We start from the raw sequence: 18,080 nt of genomic DNA on the forward strand, positions 1-18,080 counted from the left end.
AAACGGTGGTGCGCCGTCGGCCGACGGAGCCGGTGGAGGTCTGTGGATCAGCGGCCCGTGCCGCGTCCGGCCAGGGCCTCGCTGACCGCGCGGACGCTGCGCGCTATGTGCTGCAGCTGCAGGACCTCGGCGGCGTACAGCTTGATCGTGTGCTCGATGACCGACTCGGGCAGGCCGAGCATCGGCAGCTCGGCCCGTGCGGTCTGCAGTGCCGTCCGGGCCACCCGGATCTCCTGCTGGACCTGCAGCTGGGCGTGCCGGGCGAGCAGGACGGGGTGGCGGATGAGGGCCGGATAGCTGGCGTAGCGCGCGGGGATCAGCTCACGCAGCCACTTGGCCGCCGAGCGCTCCCAGTCGTACGAGCCCGGCGTCTTGACCTGGCAGGGCCAGTCGGGGCTGATACGGGTGCTGGTCAGGGGCATGGTCATCGCTTCCGGTGTGCGGCGTCGTGAGGGTGGTCCGACGGGTGCGGGGCGGCCCCGGCCTAGGGGATGGCCGGGGCCGCCACGGGCGCGTCGCGCAGACGGCGCGCCCCGGTACACCCCGGGCGCCGACGTGGGTAGGGGACGGCGGCTGGGGGTGTCCGTGCGGGGCCCCGGGCGTCGGAAACCGGCGCTGCGTGGTGACTGGGCATACGCATGGGCGGTCGTCGGCTTTCTCGGGGCGGTGGTGCGAGCGGTGAGTCCGCAGTGCGGAACGTGCCCGGAGTGGGCCGGGCGCGATCCGTGAGCAGTATTTATATATGCCGTCCGGTTTGCAAGACGTATGAAAACATTCATGCGTGATTTGTCGTGGATGATCCCCGTCCATGGCAGGGGAGACCGCAGAATCTTCACCGCATCCTGCGTCGCGGCCGCACGAATGCGCCGGATTCAGTCCTTCATGAAGAACTGGTGCTGGTCGGAGAGCTGCTCGTACTTCTCCAGCCGGGCCTGGGTGCGCTCCGGATCGGCGTCGGTCATGGCCTGCAGCAGCGCGGCGGCCATCACGCCCGGCGCGGCGTAGGAGTCGAAGACCAGCCGGGAGCCGGTGCCGGTGGCGAAGGTGACGTCGGCCTCGTCGGCCACCGGACCGAGCGCCAGGTCGGTCACCAGGGCGACCTTCAGACCCGCGCCGCGGGCCACCCGGACGGCCTGCAGCGTCTCCTGGGAGTGCCTCGGCATGGCGAAGGCCAGCACCCAGGTGCCGCCCGCCTCGCGGCACTGCAGCAGCGCGTCGTAGGCCACGCTGCCGCCCCGGGTGACCAGCCGCACGTCGGGGTGGATGCGGCGGGCGGCGTATCCGAAGTACTCGGCGAGCGACTCCGAGATGCGCAGGCCCAGCACCGTCAGCGGGGTGGAGCGGGACAGCTCGCGGCCGACCCGGATGATCTGGTCGGGGTCGGCGAAGTCGCGCCGCAGGTTCTCCAGGTTCTCGATCTCGGCGTCGACGGCCGCCTGCAGCTCGTTGGCCCGGTTCTCCTCGGCCGGCCCGCCGGCCAGCGTGCTCAGCGCGATCGCCTGCAGCCTCTCGCGCAGGGCGGGGTAGCCGCTGAAGCCGACGGCGCCGGCGAAGCGGGTGACCGACGGCTGGCTGACCCCGACCCGGTCGGCCAGCTCGGTGATGGACAGGAACGCGGCCTCGGTGATGTGCTCGATCAGGTACTGGGCGATGCGCCGCTGCCCCGGCGACAGACGGGGGCCGTCGAAGAGTTCCCTGAGCCGCGAGGTCGGGGCGGCCTCGGCCGCGGGCACGGTCTTGCCGGACGTGATCGCTGATGCCTGTGCGCGTGCCTGCTGCGGCGAGGGCACCGGTCCGCCTCCTTTGTCTGCCACAAGCACTCAACATAGCTCACCCACCGTCAGGAACAGGGGGTTGAGCAGGAGGTTTCAGCGCCGGAAGAGGCTGATGGAATCGCCCACGTCACCGGCGGGCCGGCTACTGCCGACCAGCTCGGCGAGCCGCCCGCGCGCCTTGGCGAGCGCGGAGTCCGAGACCACCAGCAGACCGTGCACCCGCTGCGGCGGCACGCCGCGCGGATCGGCGGCGTGGATGCCGTAGTACGACGGCACCCCGCTGCCCTTGTACACCAGCCACACCCGCTCGCCCGGATACCGCTCACGGAGCCGGTCGGCGAGCCGGCCCAGGTCCTGTCCCCAGTCCACGTTGGAGTCGTGCAGCAGCCGGTGGGTGTGGGCGGGGCCGCCGAAGGCCTCGTTGGAGTACGGCAGGTAGTACGGGAACGTCCGCAGCGAGCTCACGGCCGTGCACAGCACCAGCAGCGCCGTCACGGCGGCCGTCCACCGCCGGCCGGGCCGGGGCACACAGGCCGCCGCCACCGCGAGCAACATCGGCACGAACAGCGCGTACCGCGTGCCGAAGTCCCGCGACCCCGTCATGGCCGCCGCGAGCAGCACCCCGGGCGGCAGCAGCACGTACGGCGCCGCGGGCCGAAGCCGCCGCACCGCCACGACCGCCACCGCACCCGCCGCGCCCAGCGCCAGCAGCCCGAGCGGCGTCTTCACCAGCAGGGCGGCCGGCAGGTAGTACCAGAGCGAGCCGGTGTACAGGTGCCCGAACAGATAGCCCTGCCACGGCTGGTCCTCCAGCCCGAACTGCACCCGCATGCCCGCCCGGTAGGCACCGGGCACCGGTAGCAGGTCCACCAGCCGGCCGCGCAGCCCGTGCAGGGCCGGGACCGGTTCCGCGGGGGAGAACCGCAGGCCGGGATCCACGGCCAGATACGCGGCCCAGACGACGGCGAGCGCCACCCCAGCCACGACGACCGCACCGCCCAGCGCCGACAGCGCTTTCCGGCGCCGGCCGCCGGGGGCACCCGCGAGGACGGGCAGAGCCGTGCGCAGGGGCGTACCGGCCGCGCCGGAAGGCGTGGGCAGCGACAGTGCCTCGTGCGGGCGAGCGCCCGCGGGGCCCGCGAGGGCGGAGCGGGCCGTACGCCGGTGAGAATCGGCCCGGGTCGTGAGGGCGGACAGGACCCGCCGGGCCCGGCCCGTGCGCGTCGGCGGCCCGCCGGTCGGAAGGGCGGCCCGTTCCCGACCGTCGTCGCTCGTACCCGGGCCGTCGGTGTGCGGTGTCCGCCGATTTCGGCCGTCGCCCGTGTCCGGCCCGCCGGTTCCCGGGGCCTCCCGCTCCCGGCGGAGGCTCGTGTCACGGCGCGCGCCGGTCGGGTGCATGTCCCGTTCCGGGCCGATGTCCGTGTGCCGTGTGCCCCTTGCGTGTGCACCCCCTGCCAGGCGCGGGTCCGCGTACGGGCTCGCGTCCGGCCGATCCCCCGGCGGCAGCCCCGGTCCCCCGCGCGCCGTCAGGACGGCCGCCGCGGCCAGCGCCATCAGCACCGGAACCGCCGGCAACGCGCTCATCTTGGTCGCCACAGCCGCGCCGAGAGCCGCCCCGGCGAGCGGCAGGTACGGCCGGGGCCGGCGCCGTGCCCGCCACACCAGCCAGGCCGACGTCAGCACGAACCCGGCCATCGGCACGTCCAGCGTGGCCAGCGAGCCGTGGGCGATCAGATCGGGCGAGAAGGTGTACAGGGCGAGTGCCACCAGGCCGCCCGCCGCGCCCGTCAGGTCGCGGGCGAACGCGAAGGCGACCAGGCCGAACAGCAGCGTCAGCACGATCACCGGAAGCCGCGCCCACAGCATCACACGCCAGGGGTCGTTGCCCGACGCGTAGAGCAGATGCCGGCCCACATCGCCCTGGGTGCCGGTGTACGACGGGTCGTAGTGCGGGTCCGCCGCCGCCACACCCGTCGCGATCAGCAGCTTGCCGAGCGGCGGATGCTCGGGGTTGTAGCGGATCCGGTGCTCGTGCAGATAGTCGGTGGCGGTCGCGACGTACACCGGCTCGTCGATGGTCGGGGTCTGCTGGACGGCCGTGGTGACCATCGCCGCGGCCATCTGGGCTAGCAACAGCGCGGCCAGCAGCGGCACCAGCCAGCGCCGGTGGCGGCGCAGCCGGGCGCGGAGGCGGGCGGCGGGCGGCCGGCGCGGGCCCTCCACGGCAGCCGCACGGGTGAGGAGCAAGTGCTGTTCGCGCGCCATCATCCGCCCCGAGGTGGCACCGGCCGGGGCGCGGCGGGAACGGTCGTGGGCCGGATCATGGCCCTACTGTCGCACCGCTCCCGCCGCCGCAGGCGTCACCGCTTCACGAGTCGTACCGACAGACCTTCTGCCGTGTACACGGGTACGGCCCGCAGCCGGTCGGAGTTCACCTCGATCCGGATGAACCGGCCGCGCAGCCGGGGCACGTCGACGACCGGCAGGGCGCTGCCCTCGGCCGGCGGCCGCTCGGTGTCCAGCCGCAGCGACAGCACCGCCGAGCCGCCCAGCACGGCCAGGTGGTGCACCGTCAGCGGCGCCTTGCGGCCGGCCCGCAGGGTGACCTGCAGCGTGCCCGCGTCCTGCGCGTAGGCGCCGCGCACCCGCAGCCGTCCGGCCACCCGCAGGGTGCCGCCCGCGACCCGCGCGTCGCCGTGGCCGAGGGCGTCCTCGGAACCGGCGACCAGCGTGCCCTCGGCCAGCACCGTCCCGCCCGTGTAGCGGTTGCGGCCGGTCAGCGTCAGCGAGCCGGTGCCGCGCTTGGTCAGGCCACCGCGCCCGTCGATGTCGTTGCGCCAGGTGTCGGCGGCCGAGAAGCCGCCCGCCGCCGCGTCCAGCGTGACCGAGACATCCGCGTCGAAGGCGCCGTAACCGTCCGCCGCGGCGAACAGGTTGAGCCGGCCCCACTGCTCGAAGCCGTCGAGGAGGACGTACCCGGAGGGCAGGCCGGTGGTGCGCAGCACCTCGCGGCGCTGATCGGCCGTCAGGTACGGCAGGCGGGTCTCCAGCAGCACCTCCGCGCCCTTCGGCACGGTCAGCGGCAGATCGCGGCCCTGCCGGGTGAGGACGTACGTCAGCCGGGGCCCGACCGTGCGGGCGCCCGCGTCCCGGTCGGCGTACGGGTCGGTGCCGGTGTGGGCGTAGGCGTACAGCGTGTCGGCGGTGGCACCGGTCTGCGCGGTGAACCAGGCGAGGGCCTGGGCACGGGCGGCGGCCTTCAGACCCGCGTTGGCCGGGTCGGCCAGGGTGGCCGCGGCGAGCGCGGTGGCCATGATCCGGCCGCCGATGACGTCGACCGGGTGGTGCATGCCCGCCACGATCCGGGTGTGGCTCAGCTCGAACGCGCGGGTCACCAGCTCCTGGAAGCGCTCGGGTACGGCGTAGGCGTAGGCCAGCGCGGCCAGGTGGAAGGCGTTGGTGTGGCCGCTCGGGAAGCCGCCGTCGTCGGCCGGGGAGGTGCCGCGCTGGCGCAGCAGCTGCGGGGCGACCACCACCGGTGAGTCGTACACGGGGAAGCCGAACGCGTCCGTCCTCCCCGTGTCGACGACCTCGCTGTCCTCGGTCAGGCGCCACGGACGCGGGTACTGGTAGGCGTACTTGGCGGGGTTGCCGGAGGCGTAGGGTCCGCGCACGGTGTCGACCAGTTCGGCGACCTTGCCGAGGGCCGAGTCGTGGGCGCCGGCACCGAGGGCCGAGCCGGCCGGGGCGTCGGCCGGTACGGCGTCGCTGACGGTGGTCGCGGGTGTGCCGTCGGGCGCGCTCGTGATCGATGTGACCGCCTTCGCGCCCGCCGTGTAGAGGCCGGCGAGCGGGCCGAGGCCGGCGATCACTGCGTAACTCTGGTGCTGGCGGTCGTAGACGAACGCCTCCTTCGCCTGTGCGTCGGTGCGCGTCTGCGTGACGCGGGCGCAGTAGTCCAGGTCGGCGCGCAGCACCTCGGGGCGCAGCGGGGCGCCGCTGTTCCAGGCGGAACCGGTCTTCCACACCTGGGTGAAGCCGCCGAGGATCCGGACCACCGCGTTGGTCTCGGGCGTGAGGTTGGCGACGACGTTCGTCTTGTAGTCGTCCACGAACGCGGCCGGGGCGGTGGCGGCCTTCGCGTCGGCCGCCGGCAGCCAGGGGGCGACGGCCGGGGCGGCGAGCACGCCCGCCGACGCGGCCAGCGACGTCTTGAGGAACCCGCGCCGGTTCGGCACGGAGGAGGGGTGCCCGGCAGGTGACGGCATGCCTGTGCCTCTCAGGAGTCGTCCGCGGGGCGCCCGTCGGGATGTGCCGACTTGTGCGATCCCGTGGAGAAGAAGGGGGAAGAAGTCGAACTGCTGAATATCTAGGGCTGTGGTGTGACCCGCCGGGGAGGCCCCGGTGGTCTGCGCATGGTCGGCGGGTGAACGCGGGGCGTACGCCGCACAGAAACGCCCAGACCCTGTCCTGGCCTCACAGGAGCGAACGTGCCGGCGCCACCGCCCCGTCGACCGGCGGCACCCGCAGCGGCCGCGGCCGGGCGGACGGCAGGGACTCGGCGAGAGCGGCGGGTGAACGCGGGGCGTACGCCGCACAGAAACGCCCAGACCCTGTCCTGGCCTCACAGGAGCGAACGTGCCGGCGCCACCGCCCCGTCGACCGGCGGCACCCGCAGCGGCCGCGGCCGGGCGGACGGCAGGGACTCGGCGAGAGCGGCGGTGAACGCGTCGTAGAGCAGCGGCTGGGCCAGAACCATGCCGCCCGCGATCACCACGTCGTCCGCCGGCACACCTCGCCGGACCAGCAGCGCCACGAGGGCGGCCAGTGACCGGCCCCCGGCGGCGATCACCGCGTGGGCGAGCGCCGAGCCGGCCTCGGCGGCGGCGAAGACGGCCGGTGCGTGCCGTCCCCACTCGGCGGAGGGATCCGTGGCGCGCTCCAAGGCCGCTCCCAGAGCGGGCACTTCGGGCACGCCGAACGCCTCCAGGAGCGCCGCCGCCAGCGCGTCGGGTGCCTCGCCGCGGTCGTGCGCGGCCCAGCAGGCGCGGGCCGCCTCCCGGACCAGCCCGGCCGCGCCGCCCTCGTCGCCGAGGGCCGCGCCCCAGCCGCCGACCTGCACGGGGGTGCCGTCGGCGCGCCGGCCCACCGCCACCGAGCCGGTGCCGGCGACCACGCCGACGCCCTTGTCCAACCCGGCGGCGGGGACGAGTAGTTCGGCGTCACCCACGACCTGTGCGGGCACGTCGACGTACGCACGCAGGGCGGTGCGCAGCAGCGCGCACTGGCGCGGGGTCTCACAGGCGTGGCCGCCCACGGCCAGCGCCGACGGGCGGACCCCGGACGGCAGCCCGTCGGTGACCAGCCCGGCCAGCCAGGACGCGGCGGCCGCGGCGTCGTGCGGCCGCCAGCCCCCGCTCGCGCGGACGAGGTCGGCGACTTGAGCGTCCCCGGCCACGGCCCGCAGATGCGTCTTGGTGCCGCCCACGTCGATGCCGACCAGGACGGGCGTGGAGTCCTGCACGCAACCTCTTTCGTCGGTGCGCTGCTTACGACGGTGGGCGAACCGTGCCTGGGTGAAGGGTGGTTGGAGCGGTCGGGAAGCCCCGGGACGGGCCTCGGGCGGAGTACGGCAGGCGAGTACCGTGAAGTTCGTTAGGAAGTTAACTAACCAAGTACAGTGCGTCAAGAGGCGTCGCGCTCAGGGCCCTTGGCACCACCGGGGCCGCCCCGCGTGACGCCGGGCATTCCCAGCGCCGTTGTCCGGGGTGCCCTGCCGACAGCGGTCCTTGACCTGTGGGAGAACCGTGGAACACGACGTGGTGACGGCGTCCCGGCTGTCCGAGAGCGCGAGCGCGGTTTTCGCCGTGCTCGCCCGGGCGGGCAGCGCCACCCGGCCGCAACTGGCGAGCCTCGCCGGGCTGTCCAAGCCGACGGTGTCCTCCGCCGTCGCCGAACTGGAAAGCGCCCGGCTCGCCGCCCTCTCCGGCACCGCCTCCAGCGGCACCGGCCGCACGGCCGCCGTCTACCGGCTCGGCCCGGACGCCGGCGCCGTGCTCGCCGTCGACCTGGGCCCCGACCGCACCCGGGTACGGGGCTGCGCCCTGGACGGGAGCCTGCTGGCCGAGGCCACCGGCTCCCGGGCCGACGCCGCCGACGCCGTACGCGAGGCGCTCGGTGCGCTGCCCGCCGGCGTCCCGCTGCGCACCGTCGTCGTCGCCGTCGGCGATGTCACCGCACGGGCGGCGGAGGGCGGCGGGATGCGTCCGGCGACCGACAAGGCGGGCCCGGTCTTCGACTCCATGGCCGTCGCACTGCCCCCGGGAGTCCCCGTCCACCTGGAGAACAACGTCAACTGCGCCGCCCTCGCCGAACTGCACCAGGGCGCCGCCCGGGGCCGCGGCACCTTCGGCTATCTCCGCGTCGGCGTGGGCGTCGGCCTCGGCATCGTCGTCGACGGCCGGGTGCTGCGCGGGGCGAACGGCGCCGCCGGTGAGCTGGCCCGGCTGCCCTACCCCTGGGACGACGGCCGCGAGCCACGCCTGGAGGCGCTGGAGGAGTACATCGGCGCCCGTTCGCTGCTGCGGCGTGCCGCCGAGGCCTGGCGGGCCGTGGACGGCCCCTGCCCGTCCACCACCGCGCGGCTGTTCAGGCTCGCGGGCCAGGGGTGCGCCCCGGCCCGCACCGTCGTCGCCCGCCATGCCGCCGACGTGGGCCGGCTCGCCGCCGCCGTGGCCGCCGTGCTCGACCCCGGTCTGATCGTGCTCGGCGGCAGCACCGGCGCCGACCCGCAGCTGCTGCCCGGGGTGCGCACCGAACTGGCGCGGCTGAGCTGGCCCACCGAGGTGGTCAGCAGCACCGTCGGTGACCTGGGCACCGTCGTGGGCGCGGCCCGGCTCGCGGTCGCCCGCGGTGTCCGAACCGTGACCGAGGCCGCGCGAAGGAAGGATTGACGGCCTCCGGCTCGTTCTGCCAATGTCCGGACAAGCGCTTTCTAAGCCGGTCGGGACACCGGCTTGGGGTGGCATCCGGGCCGTACGCGACGTACGGCGCGGCGCACGAGGGCGTGCTCGTGCGTCACCGGCCCGCAGGCGGCCGGGGATCCCACCCGCAACTCAGGCGGCGCGGCCGGGCGAGGCCGCCCCCGGGAGGCGCTCGTTCGCCAGTACCGCACCCGTGCCGCAGCGACCGCGCACCCGCACCCCCGTGCCGCGGCGACCGGCCGGACATCCGACACGCACCTTCAGGGAGGACCCGGTGGGTCACCAGATCTCGCGCAGAACCCTCTTCCGCACCGCGAGCGGGCTCGCCGTCGCAGGCGCTCTCGGGCCCGCGCTCACGGCCTGCGCGGGCGGCACCGGAGCCGGCACCACCAGCAGCAGGCTGACCATGACCTGGTGGGGCAGCGACGAGCGGCACGCGGCCTACAAGAAGGCGCTGGCCTACTTCCAGCAGAAGAACCCGAAGATCAGGATCCAGGAGACCTACTCCGGATACGACGGCTACTTCAACAAGTTCAACACCCAGATCGCCGGCGGCAGCACCCCCGACCTGCTGCAGATGGACACCGCGCTGGTCGCCCAGTACGCCCGCAAGGGAGTCCTCGCCCCGCTCGACGACTACGTCGGCAAGTCCCTGGATCTCACCGGCTTCTCCAAGACGCTGCTCGCCGCCGGCACGGTGGACGGCAAGCTGTACGGCGTACCGTCCGGTATCGGCACCAACCAGCTCACCGTCAACCGCAGCGGGCTGGAGAAGCTGGGCCTGAGGTTCCCGGACGCCGAGTGGAGCTGGGCCGACCTGAAGAAGATCGCCGTCGACGTCAACAAGAAGAGCGGCGGCAAGCTCTTCGGCGTCGACGACGGTGGCGGCGGCACCCTCAACGCCTTCGAGATCTTCGCCCGCGAGCACGGCCAGAACCTGTTCTCGGACGACGGAAAGAAGCTCGGCTTCACCTCGGACACCCTCCAGGCGTGGTGGGAGTACTGGGCCGAGATGCGCAGGATCAACGCCTCCCCGGCGGCCGCGGTCACCTCCGCGGCGCACAACGACCTCACCAAGAACGGCGTGGTCATCGGCAAGACCCTCTTCACCTTCGACATCGGTGTCTACGGCGCGGGCGGCTCGATCACCAGCGCCACCCTGGACTTCCTGCCCACTCCGCAGGGCGACTGGTCCGGCGCCCGGGAGGGCAACTTCCTCAACGGCGGTGTGCTGCTGAGCGCCACCAAGTCCAGCAAGCGCGTCGCCGACTCCGTGAAGATCATGTCGTTCTTCGCCCAGGACGCCACGGCCATCAAGGACATGCAGTTGCTGCGCGGCATCCCACCGACGGACAAGGCGCGCGGCCTCATCAGCGCGGGCCTGGACGACACCGACAAGCGGGACATGGCGAACGCCGACTACATCTCCAAGCGGGTCGCCAAGGCCACCGGCGCGCTGCCCGCCCCGCCGCCCCCGCCCGCGGCCGCCACTCAGATCTGGGACCTGCTGTTCCAGTCGAATCTCGCCATCGCCTTCGGCAAGACGACGATCAAGGCGCAGCTGGGCAAGTTCTTCGACCAGGCGGCAGGAATCCTGAGCGCCTGAGCGCTCCGCTGGAAGCACGGTGATGAACCCGCGGGCCGGTGGGGGCTGGTCGCGCGGTTCCCCGCGCCGGCACTTCACCAAGGCCGCCTAGCCGCGCCGCACCACCGAACACCGGGAGAGGGCCAGGGAGATGAGTATGACCACCGCGCAGACCGGCGCGGTCGCCGAGGAGCCGTCGGCTCCGGCGGCCCCGTCCGACCAGCGGGAGAGCGACCGGATGCGGCGCCGCCTCGCCCATCGTCGGGGCGGGGGCTGGTGGCCGTACCTTTTCCTGGCCCCTTGGTTCGTGGGCCTGTTCGGCCTGACGATCTACCCGATGCTGGACTCGCTGTACCTGTCCTTCACCAGGTTCGACCTGCTGTCTGCCCCGCAGTGGATCGGCGTCGGCAACTACCGGAAGATGTTCACCGACGACCCGGTCTTCTGGGACTCGGTGCACGCCACGCTCCTGTACGTCGTCGTCTCCGTGCCGCTGAAGCTGGCGTTCGCGCTCGGCGTGGCCATGCTGCTCAACCGCCCGCTGAAGGGCATCGGCCTGTACCGGGCCGCCTTCTACCTGCCCTCCCTGCTCGGCGGCGCGGTCGCCGTGGCCATCGTGTGGCGGCAGGTCTTCGGCGGCGACGGCCTGTTCAACCACTTCCTGGGCTGGTTCGGCATCAAGGGCCAGGACTGGATCTCCAGCCCCGACACCGCGCTCTACACGCTGGTGCTGCTGGCCGTCTGGCAGTTCGGCACCCCGATGGTCATCTTCCTGGCCGGTCTGAAGCAACTGCCGAAGGACGTGTACGAGGCGGCCGCCATCGACGGCGCCGGACCCGTCACCCGCTTCTTCAGGATCACCCTGCCGTTGCTCACCCCGATCGTCTTCTTCAACGTCGTCCTGCAGATCATCGACGCGTTCAAGACCTTCACGCCCGCCTTCGTCATCAGCAACGGCACCGGCGGACCGCTCGACTCGACCATGCTGTACTCCCTCTACCTGTACAAGAAGGGCTTCGCAGACCTGCAGATGGGCTACGCATCGGCGCTGGCCTGGGTGCTGTTCCTGGTCATCGCGGGCTTCACGGCGGTCAACTTCGTCGCCGGCCGCTACTGGGTCCACTACGACGACTGAGCGAGGAGCCAGCCGAACATGTCCGCCATCGCCCCGAACGCGTCGCCGGTGCAGAAGCTCCGCTCGCTCACCGGCCCCCGCCGCGTCCTCCTGCACACCCTGCTCATCGGGGTCGCGCTCGTCATGCTCTACCCGCTGCTGTGGATGCTCAGCAGTTCCCTCAAGCCCGACACCCAGATCTTCACGCACCCCGGACTGATCCCGGGCCGGCTGCACCCGCAGAACTACTCCGAGGGCTGGAGCGGCTCCGGAAACTCCTTCTCGCTCTACATCACCAACTCACTGATCGTCACGATCGGCGCGGTGACCGGAAATGTCATCTCCTGCTCGCTGGCCGCCTACGCCTTCGCACGCTTCGAGTTCCGGGGAAAGAAGATCTGGTTCGGCCTGATGCTGGGCACGCTCATGCTGCCCATGCAGGCCACGCTGATCCCGCAGTACACGATCTTCGACAACCTGACCTGGATCAACACCTTCCTGCCGCTGATCGTGCCGAAGTTCCTCGCCACGGACGCCTTCTTCATCTTCCTGATGGTGCAGTTCATCCGCTCCATCCCGCGCGAGCTGGACCAGGCCGCGATGATGGACGGCGCCAACCCGCTCCAGATCTACTGGCGGATCATCCTGCCGCTGATGCGGCCGGCCCTGGTCACCACCACGATCTTCACCTTCATCTGGACCTACGACGACTTCCTCAGCCAGCTCGTCTACCTCCAGCAGAACGCCCGCTTCACCGTCCCCCTCGGCCTCACCCTCTTCCTGGACAAGACCAGCGGCTCCTCCTACGGCGCGATGTTCGCCATGTCGACACTCGCGCTCGCCCCGACGCTCATCTGCTTCCTCGTCTTCCAGAAGAGACTGGTGGAAGGCCTGGCCACCACCGGAATGAAGGGCTGAACAGCGTGCATCTGCCCTACCAGCGCGGCCCGCTGCACGACCTGCCGGACACCGCGGACGCGTACGACGCCGTCCTCGCCCACGTCACCGAGCAGGCCCTCGCCCGGATGACCCCCGAGGGCAACCTCGAACACCCCGACGTCCACGACGACATCGGCGACACCTCCCTCGGCATCACCTCGCTGCTCGCCCTCGCCTGGCAACGCGGCAAGGACCCCCGGCTGCCGGAGGCCGTCCGCCGCAGCCTCGCCTTCCATCTGCGCGAGCGCGTGTACACCGAGGACAACCCCGGCTACCCGAACCTCAAGGCCACCGACTCGGGTCTGCCGTACGCCCGTTACGTGCTCCAAGCAGGCGTCCACCCCATCGGCGACTGGCCCAGCACCGTCTGGGCGCTGCTCCAGGCGGTCAACGTCCTCGATGCCGCCGACGGCCTGCTGGACGACGAACAGCGCAGGTTGTTAGGGGAGTTGGCGTACGGCTACTGGCGGTGGCTCACCGAGGCCACCTTCTTCAACCCGCAGGAGGCCGGGAACCAGGCCATCGGCTGCGTCACCGGCGGCCTGATGCTCGCCCGCCATCTCCCGGACCATCAGGGCGAGTCGGTCCGGGTGCGAGCGCTCGGCCTGTACGCCGACGAGATCCGCGCCCACCGCGTACGCGACCGCGGCGCGCTCCTGCCCCCCGAGCACGGCGGCGCCTACGACAACAACTACGGCCCGATCTCCCTGTCCTTCCTGGCCCAGGCCCACCGGGTCAGCGGAGAGGAGATCCTCGCCGAGGACGGCGACGCCCTCGCCCGGTACATCGACGCCCGGCTGACGTCCGGCGGCTACGACAACGGCGGCCCCCGGTACAGCGAACAGCACTCCGGTTTTGAAGCCGTCCTGGGACTGCGGTACTTCGGCGCACGCATCGGCTCCGACCTCGGCCGCTACCGGGGTGACACCCGCTGGGGCAGGCATGCCGCCCAGCGGGACGGCCGGATCGACGGGCACTTCGCCTTCATGCTGGTCTGGCAGATCCAGGACCCCACCCGCTGGCACCGCACCCCGTCCTGTGCACCCGCCCGCCACCAACTGCGCTCCGGCAACGTGTCCGTGGCCTTCGACGGCCGGATGACCCCCTCGCTCATCGAGGCGGGCGGCACCTACTACCTGCCCGCGGCCGTGCGCCGTCAGCACGGGTTCGGGCCGGTCGCGGACGGCTTCCTGCTGTGCCGCCCCATGGGCGAGGTCCGGGTCGCGGACGTCCGCGCCGAGGGGCTCGCGGCGAAACTGGTGACCAAGCCCGTCGTCGGCCGCGACCACGTCCTGCGCCATGTCCGCTCGCTGTACGTCACCGACGGCGCCAGCCTGTGGGTGGCGGTCGCCGTGGAGCGGCTCGACGGGGCGCCCTACCTGCTGTCCGGGCTGCCGTACGCCGCCGACGACGGCGACCGGGTGCGCCGCACCGCCGAGGGCGAGGTCGTCTCGGCGGGGGGTCTGCGCCTCACGCACCCAGCGGACGCCGGGCCCGACCACTTCGACACCCGCGCCGGACTCACCCAGGAACAGGCCGCGTTCGCGCTCGCCGCCGACCCGCGCGGCTACGGCAACCCCGACGAGGGCTGGCGCCACCTGGTCTCCTCCAGCGCGCTGGAGGCAGAACCGGCACCGAGCGCGCCGGAGGGGCTGCATGTGTTCGCCGTGCGGTACGGGCCGGGCGGCCCCTTCGCGCCGGTGTTCGAGGAGGGCCCGGACGGGCTCATCGCCCGCACGGAGGCGTTCACGGCGGTCATCGGCGCGGTGGCGGGCGACGGCCGTGGGGAGCCGTCCCTCACGCTCCACCGCTGAGCCTCGTCAGCGCTCGGGCAGCACCGGTGCCGGCTGCGCGCCCGCCGGCACCACCAGGTCCGCCCGCCCCCGCGTCGTCGCCACCAGCTCGGCGTTGCGCTGGTCCGTGCCCAGCACCCAGGCCGCGGCCGTCTCGTGGTCCTTGCCGAACTCCTCGTGCCGGGCGATCAGCCGCCGGATCCGCTGGTCCTCGTCCGTCTCGCAGAACCACACCTCGTCCAGGCACGGCCGCACCCGCGCCCACGAACCCTCCGTCAGCAGAAGGTAGTTGCCCTCGGTCACGACCAGCCGGGCGGCGGGCGGTACCGGGATCGCGCCGGCGATCGGCTGCTCCAGCACCCGCTCGAACCCGGGCGCGTACACCACCTCGCCGGTGTCCTCGCGCAGCCGCCGCAGCAGCGCCGCGTACCCGGCCGCGTCGAAGGTGTCCGGCGCGCCCTTGCGGTCCCGGCGGCCCAGCCGGTCCAGCTCGACGTCGGCGAGGTGGAAGCCGTCCATGGGCACGTGTGCGACCCAGGGCGGCCCGTCGGCGTTCAGGGCGCGCACCAGATGCTCGGCGAGGGTGGTCTTGCCCGCCCCGGGGCTGCCCGTGATGCCCAGCACGGCACGCCGGTCGTCCCGGACGAGGTCACGGGCGCGGTCGAGGAGGTCGTCGAAGGTCAGCGGCACACTGCAGAGTGTGTCACCAGGAGTTCGCGCGGTGTGTGGCGTGTGCCACTCACTGGACCGTGCCCCATGGGGAACAGTGCTGGGTATGACTCAGCTCGGTCTTCCCGACACCATCCAGGCCTGTCTGTTCGATCTCGACGGGGTCGTCACCAAGACGGCCGTCGTACACGCCGCCGCCTGGAAGGAGACGTTCGACGCGTTCCTGCGGGACTACGCGGGGGAGCAGGGGCGGCCGTTCGACGCGGTCGCCGACTACGACGAGTACGTCGACGGCCGCCCTCGCGCCGACGGCGTCCGCGCCTTCCTCGACTCGCGCGGCATCCACCTGCCCGAGGGCACCCCCGAGGACCCGCCGGACGCCCCTACCGTGCACGGCCTCGGGAACCGCAAGAACGTCCTGTTGCTGGAGCGGATCCGCACCGGCGGTGTGGAGGCCTACGAGGGCACCCTGCGCTATCTGGAGGCGGTCCGCGCCGCGGGGCTGCGCACGGCAATCGTCTCCTCCAGCGCCAACTGCAAGGACGTGCTGCGCTCCGTCGGCGCCGAACACTTCTTCGACGTACGGATCGACGGCGTCGTCGCCGCCGAGCGCCATCTGCCGGGCAAGCCGCGCCCCGACACCTTCCTCGCCGCCGCCCACGACCTGGGCGTCGAGCCGTCCCGGGCGGCCGTCTTCGAGGACGCGCTGGCCGGCATGGACGCGGGCCGCGCGGGCGGCTTCGGACATGTCGTCGGCGTGGACCGCGTGGGGCAGGCCGACGCGCTGTACGCGCACGGCGCGAGCATCGTGGTGCGGGATCTGGCCGAGCTGGGAGGCAAGCAGTGATCACCGACCGGTCGTACAGCGTGGAGCCGTGGGCGGTGCGGGAGACGTCCCTCGATCTCGACGTGCTCGCCCAGAGCGAGTCGGTGTTCGCGCTGTCCAACGGGCACGTCGGCTGGCGCGGCAACCTCGACGAGGGCGAACCGCACGGCCTGCCCGGCAGCTACCTCAACGGCGTGCACGAGGTGCACCCGCTGCCGTACGCGGAGGCCGGCTACGGCTACCCGGAGTCCGGCCAGACGGTCATCAACGTCACCAACGGCAAGATCCTCAGGCTGCTGGTGGACGACGAGCCGTTCGACCTGCGCTACGGCCGGCTCGTCGCCCACGAGCGGGTCCTGGACCTGCGCCGCGGGGTGCTGGAGCGAACCTGCGAGTGGACCTCCCCGGCCGGCTCCACGGTCCGGGTGCGCTCCACCCGGCTGGTGTCGCTGACCCAGCGCGCGGTGGCCGCGGTGGCGTACGAGGTGACGGCCATCGGCAGCCGCAGCCGGGTGGTGATCCAGTCCGAACTGGTCGCCAACGAGAGCCTGCCCGAGTCGAACGGCGATCCGCGGGCGGCCATGGCGCTGCAGTCGCCGCTGGAGCAGGAGGACCACTTCGCCTCCGGCAGCCGGCTGCGGCTGGTGCACCGCACCCGGCGCAGCGGCCTGCGGGTGGCGGTGGCCGCCGAGCATGTCGTCAGCGGCCCCGGGCGCACCACCACGCGCAGCGAGAGCGGCGCCGACGTGGCCCGGCTGACGGTCACCTCCGTGCTGGAGCCCGGGCAGACCCTGCGGGTGGAGAAGCTGGTCGCCCACGGCTGGTCCGGCACCCGTTCGCTGCCCGCGATGGCCGATCAGGTCGACGCCGCGCTCGCCGCCGCCGCGCACGACGGCTGGCAGGGCCTGCTGGCGGACCAGCGGGCCTGCCTGGACGACTTCTGGGCCCGTGCCGACGTCGAGGCGGAGGGCGACGAGCAGGTCCAACAGGCCGTGCGGTTCGCCCTGTTCCACGTCCTGCAGGCCGGGGCCCGCGCCGAGCAGCGCGCCATCCCGGCGAAGGGCCTGACCGGCTCCGGCTACGACGGGCACGCCTTCTGGGACACCGAGATGTTCGTGCTGCCCGTGCTCGTCCACACCGCCCCCGCGGCGGTCGCCGAGGCGCTGCGCTGGCGGTACAACACTCTGGACGAGGCCCGCGAACGCGCCGCCCAACTCGGGCTCGGCGGGGCCGCGTTCCCGTGGCGGACCATCGCGGGACCGGAGGGCTCGGCGTACTGGCCGGCCGGCACCGCCGCCTTCCACGTCAACGCCGGCATAGCCGACGCGGTGGTCCGGTACGTCGAGGCCACCGGCGACACCCTGTTCGAGCGCGAGGCCGGCGTGGAACTGCTGGTGGAGACGGCCCGGTTGTGGCGCTCGCTGGGACACCACGACGCGCACGGCGTCTTCCACATCGACGGCGTCACCGGACCCGACGAGTACAGCGCGGTCGCCGACGACAACGCCTACACCAACCTCATGGCCCGGCAGAACCTGCTCGCCGCGGCCGACGCCGCCGAATGCCATCCGCGTGAGGCGGCGCGGCTCGGCGTGGACGAGGAGGAGAGCGCGGCCTGGCGGGACGCCGCCGAGGCCATGTACGTCCCCTACAACCACGAACTCCGTGTCCACGAGCAGCATGCCGGGTTCACCCGCTACCAGCGCTGGGACTTCGCGGGCACCCGTCCCGAGCAGTACCCGCTGCTGCTGCACTTCCCCTACTTCGACCTCTACCGCAAGCAGGTCGTCAAGCAGGCCGACCTGGTGCTGGCCATGTACACCTGCGGGGACTTCTTCGACACCGGACACGACGAGGAGGACGCCGAGCAGGCCGCCCGGAACTTCGCCTACTACGAGCCGCTGACCGTGCGGGACTCCTCCCTGTCGGCGTGCTGCCAGGCCGTCGTCGCCGCCCAGACGGGCCATCTGGACCTCGCCTGGGCCTACACCGCAGAGGCAGCCCTGATGGATCTGCAGGACCTGGAGCACAACACGCGCGACGGGCTGCACATCGCCTCGCTGGCCGGCACCTGGATGGCGCTGGTGGCGGGCTTCGGCGGGATGCGCCGCGACGGCGAGCGCCTGCGGTTCGCGCCCCGCCTGCCCGAGCGGCTGAGCCGGCTGGCCTTCAACGTCGAGTTCCGCGGCCGGCGGTTGCGCGTGGACATCGGCGCGGACAAGGCGACGTACGCGCTGCTGGACGGGCCGCCGCTGAGCCTGCGGCACCATGGTGAGCCGCTCACCGTGAGCGCCGACGAGCCGGCGGTGCGGGCGGTGCCGCCGGTCGTTCGCCGTGCCGCTCCCGAGCAGCCGCCGCACCGGGCTCCGAACGGGAGTTGACCCCTTCGGGGCGCT

Annotated in this window: 13 protein-coding genes; 7 read left to right on the top strand and 6 right to left on the bottom strand. The window is 72.9% G+C overall.

The genetic code is table 11. The features are described 5' to 3' along the window. Positions 1-47: 47 nt before the first annotated feature. From ACZ5NH_RS04105 to ACZ5NH_RS04125, 5 genes are all read right to left on the bottom strand, one after another. On the bottom strand, positions 48-428 hold the full coding sequence (locus tag ACZ5NH_RS04105) for a hypothetical protein (RefSeq protein WP_228618288.1): 381 nt from the start codon (positions 426-428) through the stop codon (positions 48-50). A 444-nt stretch (positions 429-872) separates the two neighbouring features. Next, positions 873-1,790: a MurR/RpiR family transcriptional regulator gene (locus ACZ5NH_RS04110; protein ID WP_388625967.1), complete on the bottom strand. Its 918-nt coding sequence runs from the start codon at positions 1,788-1,790 to the stop codon at positions 873-875. A gap of 78 nt (positions 1,791-1,868) precedes the next feature. Continuing rightward, positions 1,869-4,043: a phospholipid carrier-dependent glycosyltransferase gene (locus ACZ5NH_RS04115; protein WP_468772873.1), complete on the bottom strand. Its 2,175-nt coding sequence runs from the start codon at positions 4,041-4,043 to the stop codon at positions 1,869-1,871. A 92-nt stretch (positions 4,044-4,135) separates the two neighbouring features. Then, a complete protein-coding gene (locus tag ACZ5NH_RS04120; RefSeq protein ID WP_468772874.1) occupies positions 4,136-6,043 on the bottom strand; it encodes a phosphatase PAP2 family protein in 1,908 nt (635 codons plus the stop codon). Positions 6,044-6,399: 356 nt separating this feature from the next. Then, entirely contained in the window at positions 6,400-7,299 is a 900-nt protein-coding gene (locus ACZ5NH_RS04125) for an N-acetylglucosamine kinase (RefSeq protein ID WP_468772875.1), read from the bottom strand. Between the two features lie 283 nt (positions 7,300-7,582). Between ACZ5NH_RS04125 and ACZ5NH_RS04130 the strand changes: the two genes are divergently transcribed. From ACZ5NH_RS04130 to ACZ5NH_RS04150, 5 genes are all read left to right on the top strand, one after another. After that, positions 7,583-8,728, top strand: coding sequence for an ROK family transcriptional regulator (locus tag ACZ5NH_RS04130; RefSeq protein ID WP_468772876.1), 1,146 nt, complete (start codon positions 7,583-7,585; stop codon positions 8,726-8,728). Positions 8,729-9,032: 304 nt separating this feature from the next. After that, on the top strand, positions 9,033-10,364 hold the full coding sequence (locus ACZ5NH_RS04135) for an ABC transporter substrate-binding protein (RefSeq protein ID WP_468772877.1): 1,332 nt from the start codon (positions 9,033-9,035) through the stop codon (positions 10,362-10,364). 136 nt (positions 10,365-10,500) lie between these two features. Continuing rightward, complete coding sequence (locus ACZ5NH_RS04140; protein ID WP_468772878.1) at positions 10,501-11,478, top strand: carbohydrate ABC transporter permease; 978 nt, start codon at positions 10,501-10,503, stop codon at positions 11,476-11,478. 18 nt (positions 11,479-11,496) lie between these two features. Next, positions 11,497-12,375 carry a carbohydrate ABC transporter permease gene (locus ACZ5NH_RS04145; protein ID WP_468772879.1) on the top strand — a complete coding sequence of 293 codons (879 nt, stop codon included), beginning with the start codon at positions 11,497-11,499 and terminating at the stop codon, positions 12,373-12,375. 5 nt (positions 12,376-12,380) lie between these two features. Beyond that, positions 12,381-14,210, top strand: coding sequence for a hypothetical protein (locus ACZ5NH_RS04150; RefSeq protein ID WP_468772880.1), 1,830 nt, complete (start codon positions 12,381-12,383; stop codon positions 14,208-14,210). Between the two features lie 6 nt (positions 14,211-14,216). Here ACZ5NH_RS04150 and ACZ5NH_RS04155 read toward each other — a convergent pair whose 3' ends face one another. After that, positions 14,217-14,879: a nucleoside/nucleotide kinase family protein gene (locus tag ACZ5NH_RS04155; RefSeq protein WP_468772881.1), complete on the bottom strand. Its 663-nt coding sequence runs from the start codon at positions 14,877-14,879 to the stop codon at positions 14,217-14,219. Positions 14,880-14,964: 85 nt separating this feature from the next. On the opposite strand from ACZ5NH_RS04155, the gene ACZ5NH_RS04160 reads away from it, so the two are divergent. Together ACZ5NH_RS04160 and ACZ5NH_RS04165 are read left to right on the top strand one after the other, a co-directional pair. After that, positions 14,965-15,705 carry an HAD family hydrolase gene (locus ACZ5NH_RS04160; RefSeq protein WP_468772882.1) on the top strand — a complete coding sequence of 247 codons (741 nt, stop codon included), beginning with the start codon at positions 14,965-14,967 and terminating at the stop codon, positions 15,703-15,705. Further along, on the top strand, positions 15,702-18,065 hold the full coding sequence (locus ACZ5NH_RS04165; protein WP_468772883.1) for a glycoside hydrolase family 65 protein: 2,364 nt from the start codon (positions 15,702-15,704) through the stop codon (positions 18,063-18,065). Before ACZ5NH_RS04160 ends, ACZ5NH_RS04165 begins: the two co-directional genes overlap by 4 nt. Positions 18,066-18,080: the final 15 nt, after the last annotated feature.

The sequence above is a fragment of the Streptomyces sp. NPDC031426 genome, assembly GCF_055581585.1.

What these genes read in the sequence shown, in the direction of transcription:
- ACZ5NH_RS04105 (WP_228618288.1), bottom strand. Translation starts at nt 428, where the DNA reads ATGACCATGCCCCTGACCAGCACCCGTATCAGCCCCGACTGGCCCTGC.
- ACZ5NH_RS04115 (WP_468772873.1), bottom strand. Translation starts at nt 4,043, where the DNA reads ATGATGGCGCGCGAACAGCACTTGCTCCTCACCCGTGCGGCTGCCGTG.
- ACZ5NH_RS04120 (WP_468772874.1), bottom strand. Translation starts at nt 6,043, where the DNA reads ATGCCGTCACCTGCCGGGCACCCCTCCTCCGTGCCGAACCGGCGCGGG.
- ACZ5NH_RS04140 (WP_468772878.1), top strand. Translation starts at nt 10,501, where the DNA reads ATGACCACCGCGCAGACCGGCGCGGTCGCCGAGGAGCCGTCGGCTCCG.
- ACZ5NH_RS04145 (WP_468772879.1), top strand. Translation starts at nt 11,497, where the DNA reads ATGTCCGCCATCGCCCCGAACGCGTCGCCGGTGCAGAAGCTCCGCTCG.
- ACZ5NH_RS04160 (WP_468772882.1), top strand. Translation starts at nt 14,965, where the DNA reads ATGACTCAGCTCGGTCTTCCCGACACCATCCAGGCCTGTCTGTTCGAT.